Source organism: Methanofollis formosanus (assembly GCF_019633745.1).
GTDB classification, from domain to species: Archaea; Halobacteriota; Methanomicrobia; order Methanomicrobiales; family Methanofollaceae; genus Methanofollis; species Methanofollis formosanus.
The window spans coordinates 67,526-88,844 of record NZ_CP037968.1; the positions used below are offsets into that span (position 1 = coordinate 67,526).

General features: G+C 62.2%; 19 protein-coding genes and 1 other RNA gene. 11 read left to right on the forward strand and 9 right to left on the reverse strand.

Annotated features, from left to right (window positions below; genetic code table 11):
- Window positions 1–21: 21 nt before the first annotated feature.
- From arcS to E2N92_RS00290, 3 genes are read right to left on the reverse strand one after another with little or no spacing between them, the layout of a single operon-like run.
- The gene (gene arcS / locus E2N92_RS00280) at window positions 22–1,668 is read right to left on the reverse strand and encodes an archaeosine synthase subunit alpha (protein WP_281425787.1); all 1,647 of its coding nucleotides are present in this window, start codon (window positions 1,666–1,668) and stop codon (window positions 22–24) included.
- Window positions 1,665–3,110 (reverse strand): tRNA guanosine(15) transglycosylase TgtA, encoded by a 1,446-nt coding sequence (tgtA, locus tag E2N92_RS00285; RefSeq protein ID WP_220681714.1) that lies wholly within the window; start codon window positions 3,108–3,110, stop codon window positions 1,665–1,667. Before tgtA ends, arcS begins: the two co-directional genes overlap by 4 nt.
- Entirely contained in the window at window positions 3,111–3,677 is a 567-nt protein-coding gene (locus E2N92_RS00290; protein WP_220681715.1) for a TIGR00296 family protein, read from the reverse strand.
- Window positions 3,678–3,713: 36 nt separating this feature from the next.
- Between E2N92_RS00290 and rnpB the strand changes: the two genes are divergently transcribed.
- The 3 genes from rnpB (at window position 3,714) to E2N92_RS00305 (ending at window position 6,581) form a co-directional block, all read left to right on the forward strand.
- An RNA gene (gene rnpB, locus E2N92_RS00295) (RNase P RNA component) lies at window positions 3,714–4,049 on the forward strand.
- A gap of 774 nt (window positions 4,050–4,823) precedes the next feature.
- Window positions 4,824–5,378 carry a hypothetical protein gene (locus E2N92_RS00300; protein WP_220681716.1) on the forward strand — a complete coding sequence of 185 codons (555 nt, stop codon included), beginning with the start codon at window positions 4,824–4,826 and terminating at the stop codon, window positions 5,376–5,378.
- A 648-nt stretch (window positions 5,379–6,026) separates the two neighbouring features.
- Window positions 6,027–6,581, forward strand: coding sequence for a CBS domain-containing protein (locus E2N92_RS00305; RefSeq protein WP_220681717.1), 555 nt, complete (start codon window positions 6,027–6,029; stop codon window positions 6,579–6,581).
- Here the strand turns inward: E2N92_RS00305 and tpiA are convergent.
- Entirely contained in the window at window positions 6,578–7,246 is a 669-nt protein-coding gene (gene tpiA, locus E2N92_RS00310; protein WP_220681718.1) for a triose-phosphate isomerase, read from the reverse strand. The genes E2N92_RS00305 and tpiA overlap by 4 nt on opposite strands.
- Before the next feature lies 1 nt (window position 7,247).
- Window positions 7,248–7,742 carry a multiprotein bridging factor aMBF1 gene (locus E2N92_RS00315; RefSeq protein WP_220681719.1) on the reverse strand — a complete coding sequence of 165 codons (495 nt, stop codon included), beginning with the start codon at window positions 7,740–7,742 and terminating at the stop codon, window positions 7,248–7,250.
- Window positions 7,743–7,799: 57 nt separating this feature from the next.
- Between E2N92_RS00315 and E2N92_RS00320 the strand changes: the two genes are divergently transcribed.
- The 4 genes from E2N92_RS00320 (at window position 7,800) to E2N92_RS00335 (ending at window position 14,943) form a co-directional block, all read left to right on the forward strand.
- On the forward strand, window positions 7,800–9,038 hold the full coding sequence (locus E2N92_RS00320) for a proteasome-activating nucleotidase (RefSeq protein WP_220681720.1): 1,239 nt from the start codon (window positions 7,800–7,802) through the stop codon (window positions 9,036–9,038).
- Between the two features lie 598 nt (window positions 9,039–9,636).
- Window positions 9,637–11,286 carry a sulfatase-like hydrolase/transferase gene (locus tag E2N92_RS00325; RefSeq protein ID WP_220681721.1) on the forward strand — a complete coding sequence of 550 codons (1,650 nt, stop codon included), beginning with the start codon at window positions 9,637–9,639 and terminating at the stop codon, window positions 11,284–11,286.
- Window positions 11,287–11,288: 2 nt separating this feature from the next.
- Window positions 11,289–12,938 (forward strand): sulfatase-like hydrolase/transferase, encoded by a 1,650-nt coding sequence (locus E2N92_RS00330; protein ID WP_220681722.1) that lies wholly within the window; start codon window positions 11,289–11,291, stop codon window positions 12,936–12,938.
- A gap of 751 nt (window positions 12,939–13,689) precedes the next feature.
- Complete coding sequence (locus E2N92_RS00335) at window positions 13,690–14,943, forward strand: anaerobic sulfatase maturase (protein WP_220682902.1); 1,254 nt, start codon at window positions 13,690–13,692, stop codon at window positions 14,941–14,943.
- Here E2N92_RS00335 and E2N92_RS00340 read toward each other — a convergent pair.
- Together E2N92_RS00340 and E2N92_RS00345 are read right to left on the reverse strand one after the other, a co-directional pair.
- Complete coding sequence (locus E2N92_RS00340) at window positions 14,940–15,338, reverse strand: DUF5804 family protein (protein ID WP_220681723.1); 399 nt, start codon at window positions 15,336–15,338, stop codon at window positions 14,940–14,942. The genes E2N92_RS00335 and E2N92_RS00340 overlap by 4 nt on opposite strands.
- 4 nt (window positions 15,339–15,342) lie before the next feature.
- The gene (locus E2N92_RS00345) at window positions 15,343–16,503 is read right to left on the reverse strand and encodes a proteasome-activating nucleotidase (protein WP_220681724.1); all 1,161 of its coding nucleotides are present in this window, start codon (window positions 16,501–16,503) and stop codon (window positions 15,343–15,345) included.
- A 45-nt stretch (window positions 16,504–16,548) separates the two neighbouring features.
- On the opposite strand from E2N92_RS00345, the gene E2N92_RS00350 reads away from it, so the two are divergent.
- Genes E2N92_RS00350 through E2N92_RS00360 form a run of 3 tightly spaced genes read left to right on the forward strand, consistent with a single transcriptional unit; the run spans window position 16,549 to window position 18,723 of the window.
- Complete coding sequence (locus E2N92_RS00350) at window positions 16,549–16,947, forward strand: DUF126 domain-containing protein (protein ID WP_220682903.1); 399 nt, start codon at window positions 16,549–16,551, stop codon at window positions 16,945–16,947.
- Window positions 16,948–16,957: 10 nt separating this feature from the next.
- Complete coding sequence (locus tag E2N92_RS00355) at window positions 16,958–18,085, forward strand: TIGR04013 family B12-binding domain/radical SAM domain-containing protein (protein ID WP_220681725.1); 1,128 nt, start codon at window positions 16,958–16,960, stop codon at window positions 18,083–18,085.
- A complete protein-coding gene (locus tag E2N92_RS00360; RefSeq protein ID WP_220681726.1) occupies window positions 18,082–18,723 on the forward strand; it encodes a metallophosphoesterase family protein in 642 nt (213 codons plus the stop codon). Before E2N92_RS00355 ends, E2N92_RS00360 begins: the two co-directional genes overlap by 4 nt.
- Here E2N92_RS00360 and cyaB read toward each other — a convergent pair.
- Window positions 18,713–19,234 carry a class IV adenylate cyclase gene (cyaB, locus tag E2N92_RS00365; protein ID WP_220681727.1) on the reverse strand — a complete coding sequence of 174 codons (522 nt, stop codon included), beginning with the start codon at window positions 19,232–19,234 and terminating at the stop codon, window positions 18,713–18,715. The two genes, E2N92_RS00360 and cyaB, sit on opposite strands and share 11 nt — an antisense overlap.
- Before the next feature lie 57 nt (window positions 19,235–19,291).
- On the opposite strand from cyaB, the gene E2N92_RS00370 reads away from it, so the two are divergent.
- Complete coding sequence (locus E2N92_RS00370; RefSeq protein WP_220681728.1) at window positions 19,292–20,017, forward strand: FKBP-type peptidyl-prolyl cis-trans isomerase; 726 nt, start codon at window positions 19,292–19,294, stop codon at window positions 20,015–20,017.
- A gap of 3 nt (window positions 20,018–20,020) precedes the next feature.
- Here the strand turns inward: E2N92_RS00370 and E2N92_RS00375 are convergent, their stop codons facing one another.
- Complete coding sequence (locus E2N92_RS00375) at window positions 20,021–21,310, reverse strand: winged helix-turn-helix transcriptional regulator (protein WP_220681729.1); 1,290 nt, start codon at window positions 21,308–21,310, stop codon at window positions 20,021–20,023.
- Window positions 21,311–21,319: the final 9 nt, after the last annotated feature.

Genomic DNA, 21,319 nt, shown 5'->3' on the forward strand with positions numbered 1-21,319 from the left:
GTTGCATGGTGCACTGTGCTTTCATGATTCGTGCTGCAAGGACTTTACTTTACGCACCTTCACCGCCACGCCGCGGCGTGCCCCGACCATCTCGGCCGCGCCCATCGCCGCCCGACCGGTCGCCATCGCCGAGGGGCCGACGACCAGCACCTCGTCGCCGGCCCGGATCCTGGGGTCGGCGCCGGTCACGCCGGGAGCGAGGACGTCGCCGCGCGGGACGAAGTCGTCGATCTCGACGCGGTAGCCGTGGAGATGTTCCCAGCCGTTGAAGGTCGGTTTGTACAGCCCGGTCTCGGGATCGATGTTGAAGAGGATGGTCTTGCCCTTGAAGACGGCACGCCGCCAGGGTTTGCCCTTCACCTGCATCCCCTTCGTCTCCACCTGCTCGTCGAACTGCCAAGCAAGCATCCCGGCGACCGGGGTGCTCCGTATCTTCCGCTCGCCGGCGAGCGCCTCGTCGAGGGCCGCAAGCGAGGCCGGCGCGGTCGGGCGGCCGGCGACGACGGTCTCCTGGAGTTCGATCCCGCAGGCCGCGGCGGCCGTCCTCGCGACCTCCAGCGCCCCACCCTCCAGGTGGGCGATGACCCGTCCGTACGGGTGGGCCTTCAGATAGTCGGTGAGGAACCCGGCGAGGAGTCCACACTCCTCGCGGTCCCAGTACCCGGTGACCGGGACGTCGTAGTGGCCGGCCGGGTAGACGCCTTCGAGTTCTCTGGGCACGACGCCGAGCGGCGAGGTGATGATCACCTCGTGGGCCCGGCCGTCGACGGTCCGCACGAACTTCTGGTGGCTCTGCGAGGTGGAGTACGGCTTTCTCGCGGAGCACGGGAGAAGGACGGCGACGTCGTCCCTCGGCGGGACATAGCGTTCCACGACCCGCGCCGCAAACCGCTTCACCTCGGCCCGCTCCATCGACTCGCCGGCATTGGCCAGCAGCCGGCAGGGCCGCGCCGCCGGGGCGGCGGCCTCGGCCATCGTATATTCCTGGTCGATAAGGCGCAGGGCGGTCACCTGGTTTGCGTCCAGTCTGCACCGCATCTCCACGAGTTCGCGGAGCTGTTCCTTGCCGACGAACCGCCTGGCGGTCGCACAGGCGGAGAGGAGAGCGAGGCGGTTGTGGAGCCCGAGGTCGCCGGCCTCGCACCCGGCACACCGGCACGTCCCTTCCTCCACCTCGGCGACCGGGATCTCACCCTCGGGGGTGCAGAAGAGCCCGCGCGCGGTCATGAGGTCGACGCCGACGAAGTCGAAGAGGTCGAAGCCGGTGTAGACCAGGAAGGGGACGTTCGAGGGGAGGGCCGCCGCCGGCGCATACCAGGCGGCGTCCGGGGGCACAGCCTCCCTGAGGGCCGCGAGGGTGGCGACATAGTCCCTGGGGCGTTCGAGCATGGTCTGCCAGTTGGCGACGAGGGCGCATCCCCCGGCCCCTGCCTCCCCCCTCAGGGGGTGGACGATCCGCACCTCTTCCTCCTCGGGCTGGACGAGATACTCGTCCACGAACACCTGGTCGGCGGTGAGGGGGACGTTGGCATGGACCATCGCCGCCAGGGAGGAGTAGACCGCCTCGACGTCCAGGGCTGTCGGGGTCTGGCTGACAGCCTCGCCGACGGTGAACGTCCCGGCCCGCGCCATCCCGTCCCTGCTCTTCACCTCGAAGAACGCCGTCACTCCAGCACCTCCACGCCGGGAAGGGCCTGCCGCACGAAGGCCGCCCAGTCGGCGGGTGCGAGGACGGTCACCGTGCTCTCGGGGTGGGTCTCTGCAAGCCGCGCGATCCCCCGGCACCCGGCCTCCATCATCGCCTCGTCCCAGGCGGGGACCTCTGACTGGCCGATCGGGAAAGTCTCGGCAAGTCCGGTCGGGAACGGCCCGAAGGGAGGCTTGAAGGAGAGGACGTCGTCGTACTCTTCCATCTTGTCGCCGGTCATGGAGACGAGCACCTTTTCCCCAACGGTGAAGCGCTCGATCATCTCGTGATACCGGATCACCTCGGTCCGCCGGCAACTCTCGGTGCCCTGGTAGAAGAACCGCCGCTTGGAGACGCGGTCCTGCCGTTCGAGTTCTTCGGCATGGCGGAGGAACTCGCGGTAGCCCTCCAGGAGCCGCGGGTGGCTCCGGCACCTGATGTCCAGGAGTTCCCAGAGGGTGCCGTCGGTGATCGCCTGCCTGATCCTGGCGATCTCGGCGAGGGTGACGTAGAGGTTGTGGAGGGCGAGGAGCCTCTCTCTCTCCGGGCTCTTCTTCAGTTCCTCGGCGGTGTGATTCCGGCAGACCGCACAGGGACAGGCGAGTTCGGAGAGTTCGTCGATCTTCAGGCTCCCGTAGGTGGTGAGGTACCGGCCGTCCTTGGCGAAGAGGGCGTAGGCGGCCGAGTCGAAGATGTCGCAGCCCATCGCCGCACCCAGGGCGAGCATGGAGGGGTGGCCGGCCCCGAAGAGGTGGACACAGGTCGAGGGCGAGAGGCCGCGTTTGGCGGCCAGGACGACGTCGACCAGGTCCTTGTACCGGTAGTTCTCCATCAGCGGGACGACCGCCCCGACCGGACAGAAGTCGAAGCCGATCTCCTGGACGCGCCTGGCGGCGTATTCACGAAGGTCGGGGAAAGTCGCGCCCTGGACCGGCCCGGCGAGCGGGGCGTCGGGTCCGAGGAACTCACGGGCCTCCTTGATCCGGTCGAGGGTGACTTCGAGTTCCTCCTCGACCTGTTCACGCGGGTTGTCCGGGGTGGTCGGGATGTCGAGGGGCACGATGATGTCTGACCCGATCTCCTGCTGGAAGGTGATCGTCTCGGTGTTGGTGATCTCCACCTCGCCGTAGACCATCAACTGGAAGGAGCCCGAGTCGGTCATGATCACGCCGTCGAAGTCGAGAACCTTGTGAAGCCCTTCGGCCAGGGCGCGGTCCCGGTATTCGCTGCTCTTGGAGAAGATGTAGGCGTTGGTGATGATCGCCTCGACGCCCATCTCCTGCATCTCCCGCGGGGTGACGAGCGGGAGGTGCGGGTTGACGACCGGCAGGAGTGCCGGTGTCCGTATGGTCTTGTCGCCAACTTTGAGCCGCCCGTTTCTGGCGGCGATGTCTTTTTGCAGGATCTCAAAACTGATTCCCATTTATTCAACCTCTTCGGTGAAGACCTGCCCTTCGAAGACGGCGACCTCGAACTCGTCCCGTCGCCAGCACCCCTGCGGGAGCCCGGCCTTGAGGCAGGTGTGGTCCAGGAACTCCTCCGCGTTCCACTCGTATTCGGTTGCGACCTGCGGGAGGAGGAGCCCGCTGTGGCCCCGTCCGCTGACGACCAGTCCGTGCCTGCCGACCTCGACGTGCCCGGCCCGCCCGGCCGCCGGGCATGCGAGCGCTTCGGGGACCGAGAGCACGGTTACCTCCACCCTGATCCCGGCCAGTTCCCCGGGACGGACCGCGGGAAAACGCGGGTCTTCGAGGGCGGCCGAGAGGGCGGCGTGCACGATCCCCTCGGCGAGGGGCATCACCGGGTACGGGAGACCGATGCAGCCGCGCAGGTTTCCTCCGGCGGTGAGGGTGACAAAGACCCCTCGCTTCTCAGAGAAGGCCGGCGGAAGGTCGGGCATGGTAAATGCTTCGCCCCTGAGGTTCTTTTCGAGGGCGGCGCGTGCGATCCGGACCGCCGTTCTGCCCTCTTCACTGGTCAGCGCAAACATTAGCAATATATTCAGGGGTTCCCATATTATTAAGAGGAGAGGGAGAGTGCGGCCGACGGTGGCTTGAGAGCTGCTGAGGAAAGTCCCCCCACCGACCAGGCACGCAGCCGCATGCAAGTGCGGGTGGCGAGAGTCATGGCAATGACACAGAAACGACACGCCCTGCCGCCAGTGATGATGCGGCCGAGCCTTCGGGCGAGAAGCGCACCCAGGTGCGTGAGTTAACCCGTTGAACGTAACGGCAGGAAACGCTGAAACGGTGAATCCCTGCGGGTGCAAGCCAGAACAGGGCATGTGGGCGCCTGGGCCCGCCCGGGTATGGCGCTAAGTCGAATGCCGCAATGAACAGAAGGGGGCTTACTCCTCCGACTCCGTTCTTCGTGGGCTGGTTTTTTTCGAGTGGTCTGTTTTCAGCCTGTGAGCGAAAGGCGTGCCTCAGATATACTGCATGATAACTGTTCTGAGCGGATCTTCTGCATAGAGGGTTCAGAAGGAGTCCTCCCCTTTCCCCCACGATCATGAGCCGCCTGCCTTTCCTCATCAAACGCGCGGGGGCACCTTCGAAACACTCCGTGTTTCTCAAGTTCGTTATCGCTCGCAGTCCCAGGATCACGGGGATGGCGATGGAGAAGCAGAGGAAAAGATCCTGAAGATGATGGTACCGTTCCTGGTTCTATTCTGACGCAAGGTGCGAAATGAGCGAACTTGAGAAGACCCGCAGGTCTTCGACTCTCCCTCCTGCCTGGGAAATATCGTTCAATCCGGAAGATGTTCACTGAATATGATATCTCCACGACCGGAATCATACACGATCATGAGTGATTCACAGCACCCCCGTGACATGGGTGTTGTTCGGTCACAAAATTATAGGGGTCATTGCATTGAGAAAAAGGCTTTCATCTTTTCGAGATGGATAGAATCGACACATAATCGATATATGTCACCAAAAATATACTTCGGGTCGTGGATACCTTAACCGATGTCCTGTCGGGGCCGGAGAACTTAAAACGAGTACTTCCCGGCCCCAACAAATCGCCCGAAGGCTACGGAGTTGTAGGTCATCATCCTCGATAGCCATTGCCGTGCCTTTGGGAGGAAAAATGTGAGAAAAATGGAGAGAGAATGAAATGAAAAAAGGAGAGGAGAATGTATAAAGAGAAAAAAATTCTGGCCCTTTTGTTCTCCCTCGCCATTCTCGGATGTACACTCTTCACGGTCGGGTGTACGACAAAGGAAGAACCTGAGACCACGACCCCTGTCCTGACCCCTCCTTCTTTCCAGCCGGATATTCTGGACAAACCGATCATCAATGCTCCAGAGGGAGAGGGGGGGCTTTCTCCTTTCCTCTTCGAGTTTGATATGGTGAACGCGTCGGGATTCGAAGCGGTCAGGGCCGATCTTCCAGGAGCGTCTACTCTGGTCCTGAAACCAAACGCATCGGCGACCCTCCCAATCATCGTTTCTTCAGAGGCCACCGTCAGCACAGAGATCAGGGTCGCCCGGACCGAGGGGTTACCAGAAGGAGTGCAGGTCTTCTATACTCCAGACACTTTCACTCTTGAGACCAGGGAAAAGACATGCCTGGAGATGAGTCTTACCTCATCAGAAAATCTGAACATACCAGCAGAGACGGCAGTCGTCGTCTGGATAGAAGGTGCAGGATGGGAAATTGGGAGGGCTTTCTATCTTGAATCTGTCTAGGGGAGGATACATGGAGATCATATCGCCTCTTCTACTATGGAAAGCGAGTGAAGAGTGGGTACCTCCCTCCCCCTGATCCACTCTCCAAGAAGATAGGACAGAGATTGACATAACCAACTCCATCAAGGAAATTGACCCGTTAATCCAGGGAATTCTGGCACTGTAGAATTGAGTATGAACCTCTGACTCAAGCATACGGGATGAAAATTCCTGGTGGTCTCTGGTGAGTGGATCCTTGTTCTCTCTTCGGAGCAGGACACCACAGAGGGCGACCACTTCATTGCCGTCCGCGCCTATCCTCGTCATGGGAGGTCCGAGGGGTGCAACCCCCGGCGCGAGATTCCTGGAAAGATTCTACGATGAGGGGGGCACGCCTGATCATCACGCAGGCGGCCTGGATTTTCTCCCACCGCCGCGAGATGACAGAGGAGGTTCTGCAAGAGGGGCGGCAGGGCTGATCATCACATCGAACTGTCACCCTTCAACCCCGACACCGCCACTCTGAGGGTCGCCGGGTACATCAATCATCGCACCGAGAAGAACAATCCGATCTCCTTTCCCTCCCCATCCTGGGGGAGAAAAACCCCGACCTCCCGCCGGGCAGATTTCTGTATATTTTTATCTCATGGAATCACTATGAGTAATACCATGTATATCCCTACGCCCGCCGAGATCAGGGCAAAACGGATCATGCTCGGCCTCAGGCAGGCCGACGTCGCCAGCAGGGCTGGCGTCTCCCAGTCGATGGTGGCCAGGATCGAGTCCGGCACCGTCGACCCCAGGGTGAGCACGCTCAAAAAGATCATCCAGGTGTTGAAGGTGGCAGAACACCCGGCGATCACCGCCTCGCAGGTGATGCACGCCCCCGTCCACGCCGTCACCCCCGACGACTCGATCACGACCGCGGTCGAGATCATGGGCCGCGAGGACGTCTCGCAACTCCCGGTGATCCTGGACGGCGTCCCGATCGGGTGCATCTCAGAGTCTGCGATCGTCAACACCGTCGAACAGGTCGGGTTGACACGGGCACACGCACGAAAAGTGAAGGACTTTATGGAGTCCAGTTTCCCGACCGTCCCGCCCGATGTCGGGATCGAGACGGTGGTCCACCTCCTCCAGCAGCATCACGCCGTTCTTGTCCTCGACGGAGGGAAGGTCAGGGGCGTGATCACCAAGCACGACCTGATCGCCCTCATCGCCTAGAGGAGCGAGACCAGGTCGCGCAGGGCCGCCGCGGGATCCTGTGCCTTCACGACGCCGGAGGCGAGGAGCACCCCGTCGGTCCCGAGGCCGAGGGCGATCTTCACGCATTCGCCGGTGCTGATCCCGGCGCCGGTGAGCACTTTTACCGCGGGGTTGACCCGCCGCACCGCCTCGACCGACCGCTCGATGATCCCCGGGTCGGCCTTGGAGACCGAGACGCCGGTCCCGATCAGTTCGGGCGGTTCGATGGCAACGTATTCAGGCCCGAGTGCCGCCGCCGCCGCGGTCGTCGCCACATTGTTGGTGCAGATCACCGCCTGAAGCCCGCACCGTCTGGCGGCGGTGAGGCTTGCCTCGATCTCTGCAAGGGTCAGCCGCCGCTCCGAGTGGTTGATCAGGGTGCCGAAGGCCCCGGCGGCCCTGACCTGTTCGGCGGTGACGTGCCCGGTGTGGGCGCCGGGCGTGACGCCGTCGATATGCTGGGCATAGACCGGGACATCATAGTCCCGGGCGATGATGCCCAGGTCCGTATATGCCGGAGCGACGCCGATGACGGCGCCGCTCTCTTCCGCGACCTCTCTGGCCGCGGCGGCGATGCGAGTTGCCTGTTCCCCTGTGCCTTCGGCATATGCCTTGAGATTTACGATGATCAGGGGTCCGGTCATTTCATTCCCTCTTGATCTTGATGATGTCGCCGACGGTCGTGGTGATCTTCCCGGTCCCCCGGCGTTCCAGGTCTTCGTCCGAGACGTCGAGGAGTTTGATCCCGAGCGCCTTCTCGATCTTGACCCTGACGGCGTCCTCAGGAATGAGGTCGCCCTTCTCGATCTTCTTGATGAGGATCTCGCGTTCCTTGATCTCGTTTGCGAGGTCTTTCTGGGTCCAGTTCTTATCGAGACGGGCCTTCTTGATCCGGTCCCCGAAGTCGTCGACGATCTCCCCGACCATCATGTCGAAGACATCGCGGCCCCGCTGCGGCGGTCTGGCCGCGGCCCGGGGTTGTGTTCTCGCCTGTGTTCTCCGTCCTGTCGCGACCGGGCGGGGCGGTGCCAGTTCCACACCCAGACGCGCACATTTCTCGCACACCTGGAGCACTGCCCCCTCGATCTGTACTTTCTTCGGGGCGCCGCGAATTGGAGCCCCACACAATTCACACTGCATACTACTCGCAAACACATTTAAGTCATTTTATACTATATACCTATTCGAGGAGGGCTGATGGGGGACAGTGGCTGTGATCCAACCGATCTGCAGAATAACGAAGATCTCTGCAAGTGCCTGCTAGAGCGGATCTCCAATCTCGAGAACCGCAACCTGGAGCTCAGGGAGCGGATGCGTCAGATGGAGTCGGAGAAGCGCTATGTCGAGACGCAGAAGATCCGGTACGAGCGCGAGATGCGGAAGCTTCGGAGCGAGATCGAGCAGCTCAGGAGTCCCCCTCTTGTCGTCGGCGAGATCATCGATGTCATCGATAACAACCGGGTCATCGTCAGGAGCAGCGCAGGGCCCCGCTTCCTGGTCAGGGTCTCGCAGTTCATCGAGCCCAAGGACCTCAAGGCCGGGAGCCGGTGCACCCTGAACCAGCAGTCCCTGGCCCTGATCGAGGTGCTGCCGCAGAACTACGACCCGCAGGTCTACGGGATGGAACTGGAGGAGCGGCCCGACGCGGTCTATTCAGATATCGGCGGGCTCGAAAACGAGATTCGAGAGGTGAAGGAAGCGGTCGAACTCCCGCTCACCAGACCCGAGCTCTTCGAGAAGGTGGGGATCACCCCGCCCAAGGGCGTGCTCCTGTACGGCCCGCCGGGCACCGGCAAGACCCTGCTGGCGCGGGCGGTGGCGCACGAGACGAACGCCTACTTCCTCAGGGTGGTCGGCTCCGAACTGGTGCAGAAGTACATCGGCGAGGGGGCGCGGCTGGTCCGCGAGCTCTTCGAGCTGGCAAAGGACAAGGCGCCGACGATCATCTTCATCGACGAGATCGATGCGGTAGGCGCGCACCGGACCGAGTCGATCACCTCGGGCGACCGCGAGGTGCAGCGGACGCTGATGCAGCTCCTCGCCGGGATGGACGGATTCGACGCGCGCGGCGACGTGAAGATCATCGGGGCGACGAACAGGATCGACATCCTCGACCCGGCCCTGCTGCGGCCCGGGCGGTTCGACCGGATCATCGAGATCCCCCTCCCCGATCTGGAGGGTCGTCTCTCGATCCTGAAGATCCATACGAAGGGGATGAACCTGAGTTCGGAGATCGATCTCAGGGCGGTTGCACGGGATACCGAGGGGCGGAATGGCGCGGACCTCCACGCGATCTGCATGGAGGCCGGGATGTTCGCGATCCGGGACGAGCGCACCGAGATCACCCAGGAAGACTTTGTCCGGGCGATGCAGAAGGTCTCGAACGGGTTCGTGCGCCCGACGCTCAAGAACACCTTCGGCGAGATGTTCGCCTGAATATTTTCCTCTTTTTTTTGGCTGTGTAAAATTTGGCATGAACCCCGCAGTTCAAGCATACGCGGTTGAACATTTCTCTGAGCAGTGTTTCAGAGTTTGAAGGGATCCCTATCCTCACGCAGGGCATCAGGAAGATACGGTTCAATCGCCGCCCCCTGGTTATCTCCGTCCGTAGGGGGGTCAGGGGTACGTCTGATCATCACGCCTTCCCACGCCCTCGCGCCGGGGGCTCTGCCCCCGGACCTCCGGGATGAAGATTGGGCCGGGAAGGCACCATTAATGAACCTGAAGATGGGGTTGCCGTCCCTGGCCCCATCCTGATACGGGGGGTTCGGGGGGCGGCCAGCACCCCGCAGAGATAGTCATCCAGAGCATTTTTACAAAGCCTATTTTTCGGTGCTGTTGAATTTTGATGCCGGAGTGTGAGGAGCGGAGGGCTCGCACCCCGCGTCAGGATAGGCGGGGGCGGCAACAACTCCTTCATGATCGTTCCCTGACAATCGTACGATAGTGCATCCCCCGACAAGGTATATATTCAACCGCAGGCATTGGTCGGTCCGGCCATACATCCTGATTGGTATGGAACCGGGGGAGAAGCATGACGAAGACCGATAATGTAGTCCATGACGCGGAGTACTACATTCTCTACGACCAGCACGGGGAAAAGTGGGAGGTAGAGGACAGAGAACTCGACGCCAGGCTCGAAGCACTGCGGAAAAAGTACGGCACCCCGCCGAATATCGTCCACATCATGTGGGACGATATGCCCTTCGGCGACGCGGGGATCCCGGCCATCAACAAGATCCGGGGTTTTGAGACGCCGAACTGCAACCGGATCGCCGAAGAAGGTATTCTGTTCACGCGTTTTTACACCGAACCGGCCTGCACGCCCAGCCGGGCGGCGGTGATCACGGGGCGCCATCCGGTGCGCCACGGCATGCACACCGTCGCGTTCCCCATCGAGAACGGGGGCCTGAGGGGGGACGAGGTCACCACGGCCGAGGTGCTTTCCAGCGCGGGGTACGCCACGGCGTTCTACGGCAAATGGCACCTCGGCGACCTTGAGGAGAGTTATCCCCACAACCACGGTTTTGACGAAGCGCTCTTCACGCCCTACAATCAGGTGATGAGCCTCTGGAACCCGCAGGGCGAGGGAGCGAACGCCGTCCTCGGCCTTGTCGAGGAGAATCTCAAAAAGGATCCCTACCAGATCGACGACAACTTCCTCCCCGACGGGTGGATCCTGACCATCGAGGGTAGAAAGGGCGAGACGGCGCGTGAATGGGGGGACACCGGCATCAATGACTACAAAGCGATCGACCCCGAGTGCGAGAAGCGCACCCTTGAGTTCATCAGGAAGAATGCAAGAGCCAGAACGCCCTTTTACGTGGCCTACTGGCCGCTGATGATAGGCCTCATCGCCGACCCGAAGAAGGAGACGGTTGCGAGAAGCCTCCTCTCCGAGGGATTCAGAAAGGTGGACGCGTTCCTCGGCACGGTGATGGAGGAATTGAAGAACCTGGGCATCGCCGAGAACACGTTGCTCGTCGCCCACGCCGACAACGGCCCCATGACCCACAACCCGCCGCCGGGAATGGGCATGGCAGAGACGATCTTTCGCGGCGGCAAGAGCGATTACTGGGAAGGGGGCATTCGAGTGGCGGCATTTGCCTGGTGGCCGGGTATGATCCCTGCAGGAGAGATCGTCGGCGACATGATCCACGAGGTCGACCTCTACACCACCTTTGCCAGACTCGGCGGCGCCATGGAGCAGATCCCCGGCGACCGCGTCGTCGACGGCCTTGACCAGACCGCCCTGCTCATCAACGGCGACACGCACGGGCGGCGCGACTACAACTTCGTCTACACCGGCCCCGTCCTCGCCGCCACCATCAAGGGACGGTGGAAACGCGTCTGGGTGGGCGACCACCCCGGACTGGCCGGCGCCGCCTTTTATGATCTCTACCTCGACCACCGCGAGCAGTTCCCGGTCCTCATCCCGCTGCTCCACACCGACCTCGCCTTCAAACGGATGCGGGTCCGCCACGAAATCTGGAAGAAGAAGTACCCGGACAGGCCCGAGAAGCGCGGGGTGCCGTTCACGGGGCTTGAAAATCCGAGGCCCGAGACTGAACGGCTTGCAAAACCGCTGGTGCGTGATCGCAGCAGACTGCCCTTCGACCCGCTGGAGTTCATCGATTTCGAACCGCCCTGGGACGACTTCGACCGGGATATGCCGGGAGGATGAGTATGAAACAGAAGAACGAAATTGTCCATGACGCCGAGTACTACATCCTTGAGGCACGTCATGGAGAAGTGTGGGCCGCCGAAGATGACGAACTCGACGCAAGGCTCGAAGCACTGCGGAAAAAGTACGGCACCCCGCCGAATATCGTCCACATCATGTGGGACGATACGGCCTTCGGCGAGGTCGGCATTCCCCATCTCCAGAAGACACGCGGGTTTGAAACGCCCAACATCAACAGACTTGCAGCCGAAGGCATCTTCTTCTGCAGGATGTACACCGAACCCTCCTGCACACCCAGCAGGGCCGCGGTCATGACCGGCCGCCATGCGGTACGCAGCGGGATGTACAATGTCGCATTTCCCTATGAATACGGGGGTCTGGACGCAGAAGAGGTGACCATGGGCACAGTGCTCTCCAGCGTCGGGTACGCCACGGCGTTCTACGGCAAATGGCATCTCGGCGATACCGAAGAGAGTTATGCGACCAACCATGGCTTCGACGAGGCGCTCTTCACACCCTACAACCAGGTGCCGAGCATCTACACCCCGGCGGCGGAGAACATGGGTGCGATCACCGGTATGTTCCCGGAAATGTTTCCCGCCGACCCGTACGACCTCGATCGCGGGTGGGAACCGCGCGGCTATGTATGGGCCCTTGAAGGCAGAAAAGAGGGCACAGTCCGTGAGTGGGGCCACCCGCCGGACCATGAGGACTACCTGAAGATCGATCCTGAATGTGAGAGAAGAACCCTGGCGTTCATCCGCACAAACGCCAAGGGCGGGAAGCCGTTTTATGTTGCGTACTGGCCGCAACTGGCATCGTTTGCCGGGTTCAAAGAGAAACAGACGGTTTCAAGGGCGCTCCTTCAGGAAGGGTTGGTCCGGCTTGATCGGTTTATCGGGGAGTTGAGGGACGAACTTGAAACTCTCGGCATTGCCGAGAACACGCTCGTGGTGCTCATGGCCGACAATGGTCCGATGGTCCACAACGGCCCGCCGGGGATGGTCGAGACCATCTATCGCGGCGGGAAGAGCGATTACTGGGAGGGCGGTGTGCGCGTGGCCGCGTTTGCCTGGTGGCCCGGCATGATAGCACCGGGCCAGATCGTCGGCGACATGATCCACGAGACCGATCTCTTCACCACCTTCGCCCGCCTGGGAGGGGCGCTCGACCACGTCCCCACCGACCGCATCATCGACGGGGTGGACCAGACCTCCCTGTTGCTGAACGGGGACACCTTCAGCAGACGCGACTACAATTTCATCTATACCGGGCCGGTTCTCGCCGCCACGGTAAAAGGCCGTTTCAAACGAGTCTGGGTTGGTGAATCGCCCGGACTCACGGGGGCGGCGTTTTATGATCTCTACAACGACCCGCGTGAGGTCCAGCCAAAGATGCTCCCGCTCTTCCCGACGAAGGGCATGTTCAACATCATGAAGGCACGCCACGAGATCTGGAAGCAGAAGTACCCTGACCGGAAACCTGCACGCGACTTCCCCCTGAAGGGGATCGAGAATGCCAGACCAGAGACTCTTGCCGCCTCGCAGATCAGGGTGGACCTGGAGAAGATACCATTCGACCCGCGTGAGTTCATCAGGAACCTCCCAGACTGGGAGAACATCGATGTGGGGTGGGGCGCGGGTGAGAAGTGACCGCCCGGAAGGACGAGGAATCCTGCGGTGCTCTCTCGTGCTTTGTGTAGAACCGCGGGCAACACCCCCGACGAAGGTGAGGAGGGAGGCATGAGATTCATCGATGGGACCTGTGGAATTTTTCATGAGGCGAGAGCACGCCTCAAGCATATGGGATGAAAATTTCTCGTCACGTGCTCTCTCTCTCTCTCTTTTCAAGAGAGGAGAATCAGTGGGGATCATGTTCACTTCGCCGCCCCCTGGCAATCTTCGGTCCGTGGGGGGTCAGGGGGGTGAAACCCCCCGGCGCGAGACGGCGGGGGAGATTCTCCAATTGAGGGCGGCACGCCGGATCATTCCATCGCGCTGGGTGCGCAACGAAAAGGGGAGGATATTTTCTCCACATCCACCGCTATCTTCTGGGAGGGGGAGGACTGAAGAGTCATGGGATGACCTCGATGGAAAATTCTCGTTGGTCTCCGGCGTGTGGATCCTTGCTCCTCCTCTGGAGCAGGACACCACACGGGATCACCACTTCATTGCCGCCCCCGCCGATTCATCGGTCCGTGGGGGGTTCCGGAGGGCAACGCCCCCCAGCGCGAGGCGGCGGTGAAGATGCTGCAATTGAGGGCGGATCGATAGGTGCGATGGGCAGACGTTCCCCGTACGCTCTTCAGTCGCGATTGAACGTGATCGTGATCTCCAGCATGGCCTCCCTCCTAACCCCCCCACACCCGACACCTCTATCATCAAGAAAAGGCGATCCCCGCTCATGAGTCCGGCACCGCCCGCCTTCCATGTGCTCGCCAAACCCGTCGGTGCGATCTGCAACCTCGCCTGCCGCTACTGCTTCTACCTCGAAAAAGAGAGACTCTATCCGGGCAGCAACTTCCAGATGAGCGAGGCGCTGCTGGGGGAGTTTCTCAGGCAGTACATCGAGGGCCAGCAGGTGCTGCGGGTGACTATCGCCTGGCAGGGGGGCGAACCGACGCTCATGGGGCTCGACTTCTTCCGCCGTTCGGTGGAACTGGCGGAGCGGTACAAAAAGCCCGGCATGCAGGTCTCCCATACCATCCAGACCAACGGCACGCTTCTTGACGACGATTGGTGCGCATTTTTCCGTGAGCACAATTTCCTCGTCGGCATCAGCATCGACGGCCCGAAGGAAGTGCACGATGCCTACCGGGTGGACCGGCGGGGGCGAGGATCCTTTGACCGGGTGATGGCCGGGCTCCGGTGCCTGCAGGAGCACAAGGTAGAGTACAACATCCTCTGCACGGTGCACGCCGCGAACGGCGACCACCCCCTTGAGACCTACCGCTTCTTCCGCGACGAGGCCAGGGCGCAGTATCTCCAGTTCATCCCCATCGTCGAACGGGAGGACGGGCCCACGGTCACCGACCGCTCGGTGGACCCGGTGCAATGGGGACGGTTCCTCTGCACCATCTTCGACGAGTGGGTGCGGCGGGACGTGGGGGAGGTCTTCGTGCAGCACTTCGACACGGCGCTCGCCGCATGGACGGGCCATCCCGCCGGCCTCTGCACCTTTGCACCGACCTGCGGGGCCGCGGTCGCACTGGAGCACAACGGCGACCTCTACTCCTGCGACCACTTCGTCGAACCGGCATATCTTCTCGGCAACATCACCAAGACACCCCTTGCCGTGCTCGTCGGTTCAGAGAACCAGCAACGGTTCGGGCGGGAGAAGCAGGACGGCCTTCCGCGGTGCTGCCGGGAATGCCCTGCCCTCTTCGCCTGCCGCGGCGGATGCCCGAAAAACCGTTTCATCACAACCCCGGACGCCGAACCCGGCCTCAACTACCTCTGCGAAGGGTACAGGATCTTTTTCTCCCATATCGACCGGCCGATGCGGCTGATGGCCGACCTCCTCAGGCGGGGACGCACCGCCGACGGCGTGATGAAGGTGCTCGCCGGAGAAGAACGAGCGAGAGTGGGGCGAAACGACCCCTGTCCGTGCGGGAGCGGGGTGAAATACAAGAAATGTCACGGGCGTCGTGATGGTTAACTCACGATCCTCTCGCCCGGCAATGCCCAGACCTCGACGACGCCCTCGTCGCCGGCCCCGGCCGACCTGACCCGTCCATCCCTGACGATGACGGAGAGACGGTTTTCAGGCGGACGGTCGGGGTCGACCTCGCGGTGGTCGATGGCCCTCGCGTACCCCAGGGTGCAGTATCGCCCGGCCTCGACCTCGAGGAGGGCAAGGGCGACGTAGCGCCGCAGGTACCAGCGGAGTTCGCTGGCGAGCGAGAGGGCGGCGCCAAGAGAGATCACGCCGATCACCACCCCGCACCCGCTCTTCTGCGGGCGGTAGAACCTGAGCACCTCTCTGCTGGTCTCGGAAGCAAAAAGAGTATGGAAGAGGTCGGTCCCCTCACGCGGGATGAGGAGGAGATGCATATCCTCAGATGTACATCCTGGAGTCGGGGGCGTTCTTCTCGGCGTGCCCGACCTTCTCGATGGCCTCGAGGAAGTCGGCATGCTCCACCTTCCTGACGTTCCGGCGGACGGCACGCATCCCGGCCTCCCGGCAGATCGCCTGGATCTCGGCGCCGGTCATCCCCTCGGTCAGCGGGAGCAGACCTTCGAGGCTGACGCCAGAGAGGTTCATCCTCGCCGTGTGGATCTTGAAGATCTCGCGGCGGGAGTCGACGTCGGGCACCGGGATCTCGATGATCCGGTCGAACCGCCCGGGCCTGAGGATGGCGGGGTCGAGCATGTCGACGCGGTTGGTGGCCGCCATGATCCGCACGTTGCCGCGGTTGTCGAAGCCGTCCATCTCGGCCAGGAGTTGCATCAAGGTCCGCTGGACCTCGGCGCTGCCCGACGTCCCGTCGTTGGTCCGCATGCTCGCCACCGCATCGATCTCGTCGATGAAGACGATTGAGGGAGCGTGCTCGCGGGCGAAGGTGAAGAGTTCCCGCACGAGTTGGGCGCCCTCGCCGATGAACTTGTGGACCAGTTCGGAGCCCGACATCCTGATGAATTCGGCCTCGGCATTGTGCGCCACGGCCTTGGCGATGAGCGTCTTCCCGGTGCCCGGCGGGCCGTACAGGAGGATGCCCTTGGGGGGTTCGACGCCGACGTCTTCAAAGACTTCCGGCCTGGTGAGCGGGTACTCGACCGCCTCACGCACCTCCTCGATCTCCTCTTTCAGTCCTCCGATCTGCTCGAAGGTGATGTCAGGCACGGCCTCGAGTTCCATCACCCGCACGCGTGCGTCATAGACAGTACCGACCGTCTTGACGATGGAGAGGGCATTGTTCACCGCCACTTTCATTCCGGTCTTCAACTCGGCATAGAGCTCGGGGTTGACCCTGGTGATATATTCCTGGTTGTTGCCCTGCTGCCTGAGGTAGACCTCGCCGTCGCCGAGTTTGTCGACGACTGCGGCAACAAAAAGGGGCACGCGCTTGAGCTGGTTGTTCTCCCGGCGCAGCTGGTTGACCTCTTTCTGGAGCAACTCGTTTTGCATCTTCAGATCCAGGATCTTTGCTTTCATCTCCTGGAGCTGAAGTTTGTACAGGTCATTGTCACTGCTGACGTTAACCACTGAGTCTTCCATGTCTCTAATATAGTGGAGTCTTTATACCATTTATTAGGTGTGGAAGTGATAGTCAAAGGAAGAGGTATTGCAAAGGGATCGGCATCAGGGAGATTGCTGGTCTCGGACGCACCGCTCTCGTTCTTGTCGGGCGTCGACCCGGAGAGCGGCGTGATCATCGAGGAGGGCCACCCCCTGCAGGGGCAGTCCATCGTCGGGACGGTCTTTGCCTTCCCGTACGGCAAAGGCTCGACGGTCGGTTCGTACGTGATGTATGCCCTCAGCAGAAACGAGAAGGCCCCGGCGGCCATCATCAACACCGAGGCCGAACCGATCATCGCCACCGGTGCGATCATGAGTGGGATCCCGATGGTCGACCACCTCGAGGTCGGACTCGCCGACCTGCCCGACGGGGCCGAGGTGACGGTCGACGGCGACGAGGGGACGGTCGCCTGGGACGCATGAGGGCCGCTTGATGCAGGTGAACTGGCGGGAGATCACCCACGCGAGGAACTCGTTCGCCGCCCTGTACGCCGCCTGCGAGAGCGAGGGGTTCGAGCTCGAACCGGTGAAGGCCCCGGTGGGCGATGTCACCTGTTACAGCCTCAACTCGCTCAACGCCCCCTATCTCAGGGAAGAGATCGCCGCGGCCCCCTGCACCACCGTCGTCGGCGGCCCGCATGCCACGGCCTGCCCGATGGAGACGGCGGCGTACGCCGACTATGTGGTGGTCGGCGAGGGGGAACGGACCCTCCCGCGTCTGCTGCACGCGATCGAGGCCGGGGAGGCAGGCGGCCGGATCCCGGGCGTGGCCACCCGCGAGGGAGGACTCTGCCCCCCCGACCATACGGTTTTTCTCCCGGCGTACCCGCCGTTCTCGCAGTTCAAAGGGTATCTCGAGATCTCGCGGGGGTGCCCCTTCGGGTGCGCCTACTGCCAGACGCCGAGGATCTTCGGCCGTCGGATGCGCCACCGGCCCATCGACGAGATCGCGCGCGCGGCCACGGCGTTCAGGGACGCCCGGTTCGTCACCCCCAACGCCCTGGCCTATGGTTCGGACGGTGTCCACCCGCGGCTCGATAAAGTGGAGAAACTCTTCCAGGCCCTTCACACGAACAGGATCTATTTCGGGACCTTCCCTTCGGAGGTGCGCCCGGAGTTCGTCTCAGAGGAGGCGCTCGACCTGATCACCACGTACTGTGCGAACCGGCGCCTTCACTTCGGGGCGCAGTCGGGCTCGGACCGGGTGCTCAAGGCGCTCAGGCGCGGCCACACCGTCGCCGACGTCGAGCAGGCCCTCGATCTCTGCCGGGACCACGGCATCCTCCCGGTGGTGGACTTCATCGTCGGCCTCCCCTGCGACGAGGACGAAGACGAAGCGGCGACGCTCTCGCTCGTCCGTGAGGTCGTCAGGAAAGGCAAGGCCCATGTCCACCGGTTCATCCCGCTTCCCGGGACGCCGATGGCCGGGATGGAGCCGCGGCCCCTCCTCCCGGAGACGCAGCGGGCCCTCGGCCAGCTCGCCCTGGCAGGCAGGATCACGGGATCCTGGGACGATCCTGAGAGAAGGTTTTTTAGGAACCATTCAGATGTTCTATCATGATGAATGTGTTATTGCTGGCTGATATCCATGGCCAGTTGGGCAAAATGGACGCGTTCCTGAACTTGAAGCCCGACTTTGTCATTATTGCCGGCGATCTCACGCAGTTCGGGCCGTGCGACCTGGTCGGCAAGATCGGGTCGTTCATCGACGTCCCCTGCTTTGCGGTCCCCGGCAACTGCGACCCTCGCGAGATCTGCGATGCAATCGAGCGTTCGGAGTGCGTCAACCTTCATGGGGCGAGTTTCACGATCGGAAACGTCTCGATGGCCGGGATCGGGGGGTCCAACCCGACACCCTTCGACACACCTTTCGAACTTCAGGAAGAAGAGATCGAGCGGCTGATAAAACGGGCCACCGCCCAGATGGACCGGAACGTCCACAACGTGCTCATCTCCCATGCCCCGCCGCACGGCGCCCTCGACCTGGCGGGCGAGAACCATGTCGGGAGCACGAGCGTCAGGGACCACCTCAAGGAGTTCGACCTGGTCTGCTGCGCCCACATGCACGAGCACAAGGGCGTCGTCGAGGTGGACGGGGTCAGGGTCGTCAACCCGGGCCCGGCCTCGGAGGGCAATTGCGCCATGCTCACCTTCGGCGACGAACCCGGCGAGATCACGATCGAACTGCTCACCGTGTGAGGAGTTCGAGATAGGACTGCGGGACGTGGTCGCCCTCGATCCCCAGTTCTCCTTTTATGCGGGCGATCTCGTCTTCGGCCCCGGCGTTCAGGTCATGGACCATCACCTCGATCTCCACGAACCTGCCAAGTCCCTCCACCTCGTCGAGGGCGACGGCCGCCGTGCCGAGGGCGAACTCTTCCCGGTGTTTCCTGACTTCGGCACTCTTCCTGAAGCCCAGGCGGACGAAGACTTCTTCCATGACCGCACCCGACTCGACGGTGACATTGAACTCTTCCCGCGCCTTGGCGCTCTCCGAGATGCACTTGGGACCTTTGTAGGTGACCGTACACCGCTCACCCTCGTACCTGAGACGGAGGGCTTCGTCGGTCTCCCTGAAGTCCCGGTCGGGGTGGTTGTAGTAGACGTCCTGTTGTTCGCTGGATGTCGGCGTTGCAGCGCCTATTCTGACGAGCCGCGCCCGTATTTCTTCGAGATCCGAAACCGGTATCTTTGCTTCGACTTCAAACATCCGATGGCACCAATTTAAGTATCTTCGTCATGACTTAATATAGACAAGGTGTATCCCATGGCAATCCAGGAAGGAGACGTCATCAGACTCAATTATATCGGTCGTATCGAGGGCGAGGTCTTTGACACCACCATCGAGGCCGAAGCTGAAGAAGCAGGCATCAAGAGCCAGCAGAAGGACTATGCCCCGATCGTCGTGCGTGTCGGGAGCAACCACGTGATCCCCGGCCTCGACGAGGCGCTCGTCGGCAAGGAGGTCGGCGAGGAGAACGAGGTCGAGGTGCCGGCCGAGAAGGGCTTTGGGCCGCATGACCCCAAGCTCGTCGAGTCGGTGAGCACCAACAACTTCAGAGAGAAGCCCAAGGCCGGCATGCGTGTCCAGACCGGCGAGCGCGAGGGTGTCGTCGTCAACGTCGTCGGCAAGCGTGCCGTCATCGACTTCAACCACCCGCTCGCGGGCCAGACCCTCTCGTACACCTACACGATCGAGGGTATCGTCGAGGACGTTGTGGAGAAGGCACAGGGCTTCATCAAGCTCTTCTCGGGCCGCGACATGGACCTCGCCTTCGACGAAGGCGTCCTGACCGTGACCCTGCCGGCCGGCATCAACTACGACAAGCGCTGGACCATGGCCCGCGGCGTCGTCGTCTACCAGATCTTCGAGTACATCGAAGAGGTCAAGGAAGTCGTCTTTGTCGAGTCCTTCAAGCGCCCCGAGCTCCCGAAGGAGGAGCCCGTCGAGGCCGCTGCAGAAGAGCCCGCCGAAGAGCAGGCCGAGGAATAATCCTCAATACCTTTTTTTCTTTCCTCTCAGGACGTCGTCGAGAAATGCCCCGGCCCGGGCATCGAGGCGGTACCTGATCGTGCGTCCGTCCTCTCCAACCTCCACCGTCCCGTCGTCACAGAGGTGTTTCAGGTGTCTGGAGACTGCCGGCCCTGAGATACCGAGGCGTGCCGCGATCTCTTTCCGACTGAGCCCGGGTTCTCTGAAGAGTATAGAAATGATCGTGCTCTTCGCCTCGTTCCTGAGAGAGCCGAGGATCTTCATCTCGTTCTCGTCGTACCTGCCGCTGTTCTCGTAGTAGCGTACATACCCGCCGGTGCGTGCGGCGACGATCTTGCCGGCGTCCTGGAGAAGTGCAAGGTGGTAGCGGAGCGTCCCGATGTTTGTCCCGGTGAGTCTGGAGAGCATGTGCATGTGGGCGCCCGGCATCGAACGGATCGCTTCGTAGATCCGCCGCCGCGTTCTGTTCTCAAGGATATTCTCCCTGGAGACCTGCCGGTACCCGAGATAGGGCCAGGCATGGAAGACGACGGCAAGATCAGAAGCAAAGAAGAGGAGGTGAGAAAGGAAGAAGGCCAGGTTCAGGAGCGGGGCGCCTGTCACCGGGGGAACCCTCTGCCAGATGCCCTTCGGGAGACAGAAGGCGAAGATGTCCTCGGGGAGGGAGACGCCGGTCGTCATCTCCCCGAACTCCGCGGTCAGAAGAACCGCCCCGTCCCGGTCGATCCCCTCGACCTGCACAATCTCCATGCTCCCGGCGTCGACCAGGATCCTGAGAGATTCAGTCTCTACGGGAAACGGCCAGGGGTCTGCCGGTGCTGCGGTCCGGAGCAGATAGACGGGACGGCCGTCATGCTCTGCCGTCCATGCCGCTCCGACCGTCATACTCCTGAGCGCGCTGACGGCGGTCTCAAGATATGTGCCCGGAACGTTCGAGAGGTTGTCTGTTGTGGCGCCTCTCGTCGCCGGGAAATCTGCGGTCGGCGGCCAGTACTTCCACAGGAGTCCGTCACGTACGACGACGACCCCGACGCCGTCATGATATTCAGGGTGCAGGAGATCGGCCCTGAAACAGTCGGGCGGTTCTGCCCTGATCAGGATCTCTTCCTCTCGATCTCCCGGTCCGTGCACCGCCACTGTCGCCGAGATCGATCCCGCCTGCTCGTAGGCCGCCACCGTCCGGAGGGCGACCTCATCGGCGTCGGCGACCGGGCCTGCCGCACCGGCCGCCACAGGGTCGGCCGCAAGAACCAGCACAGCAAGCGTAAAAAGTATTTTTTCTCTCAGTAGCACGGATCCGCA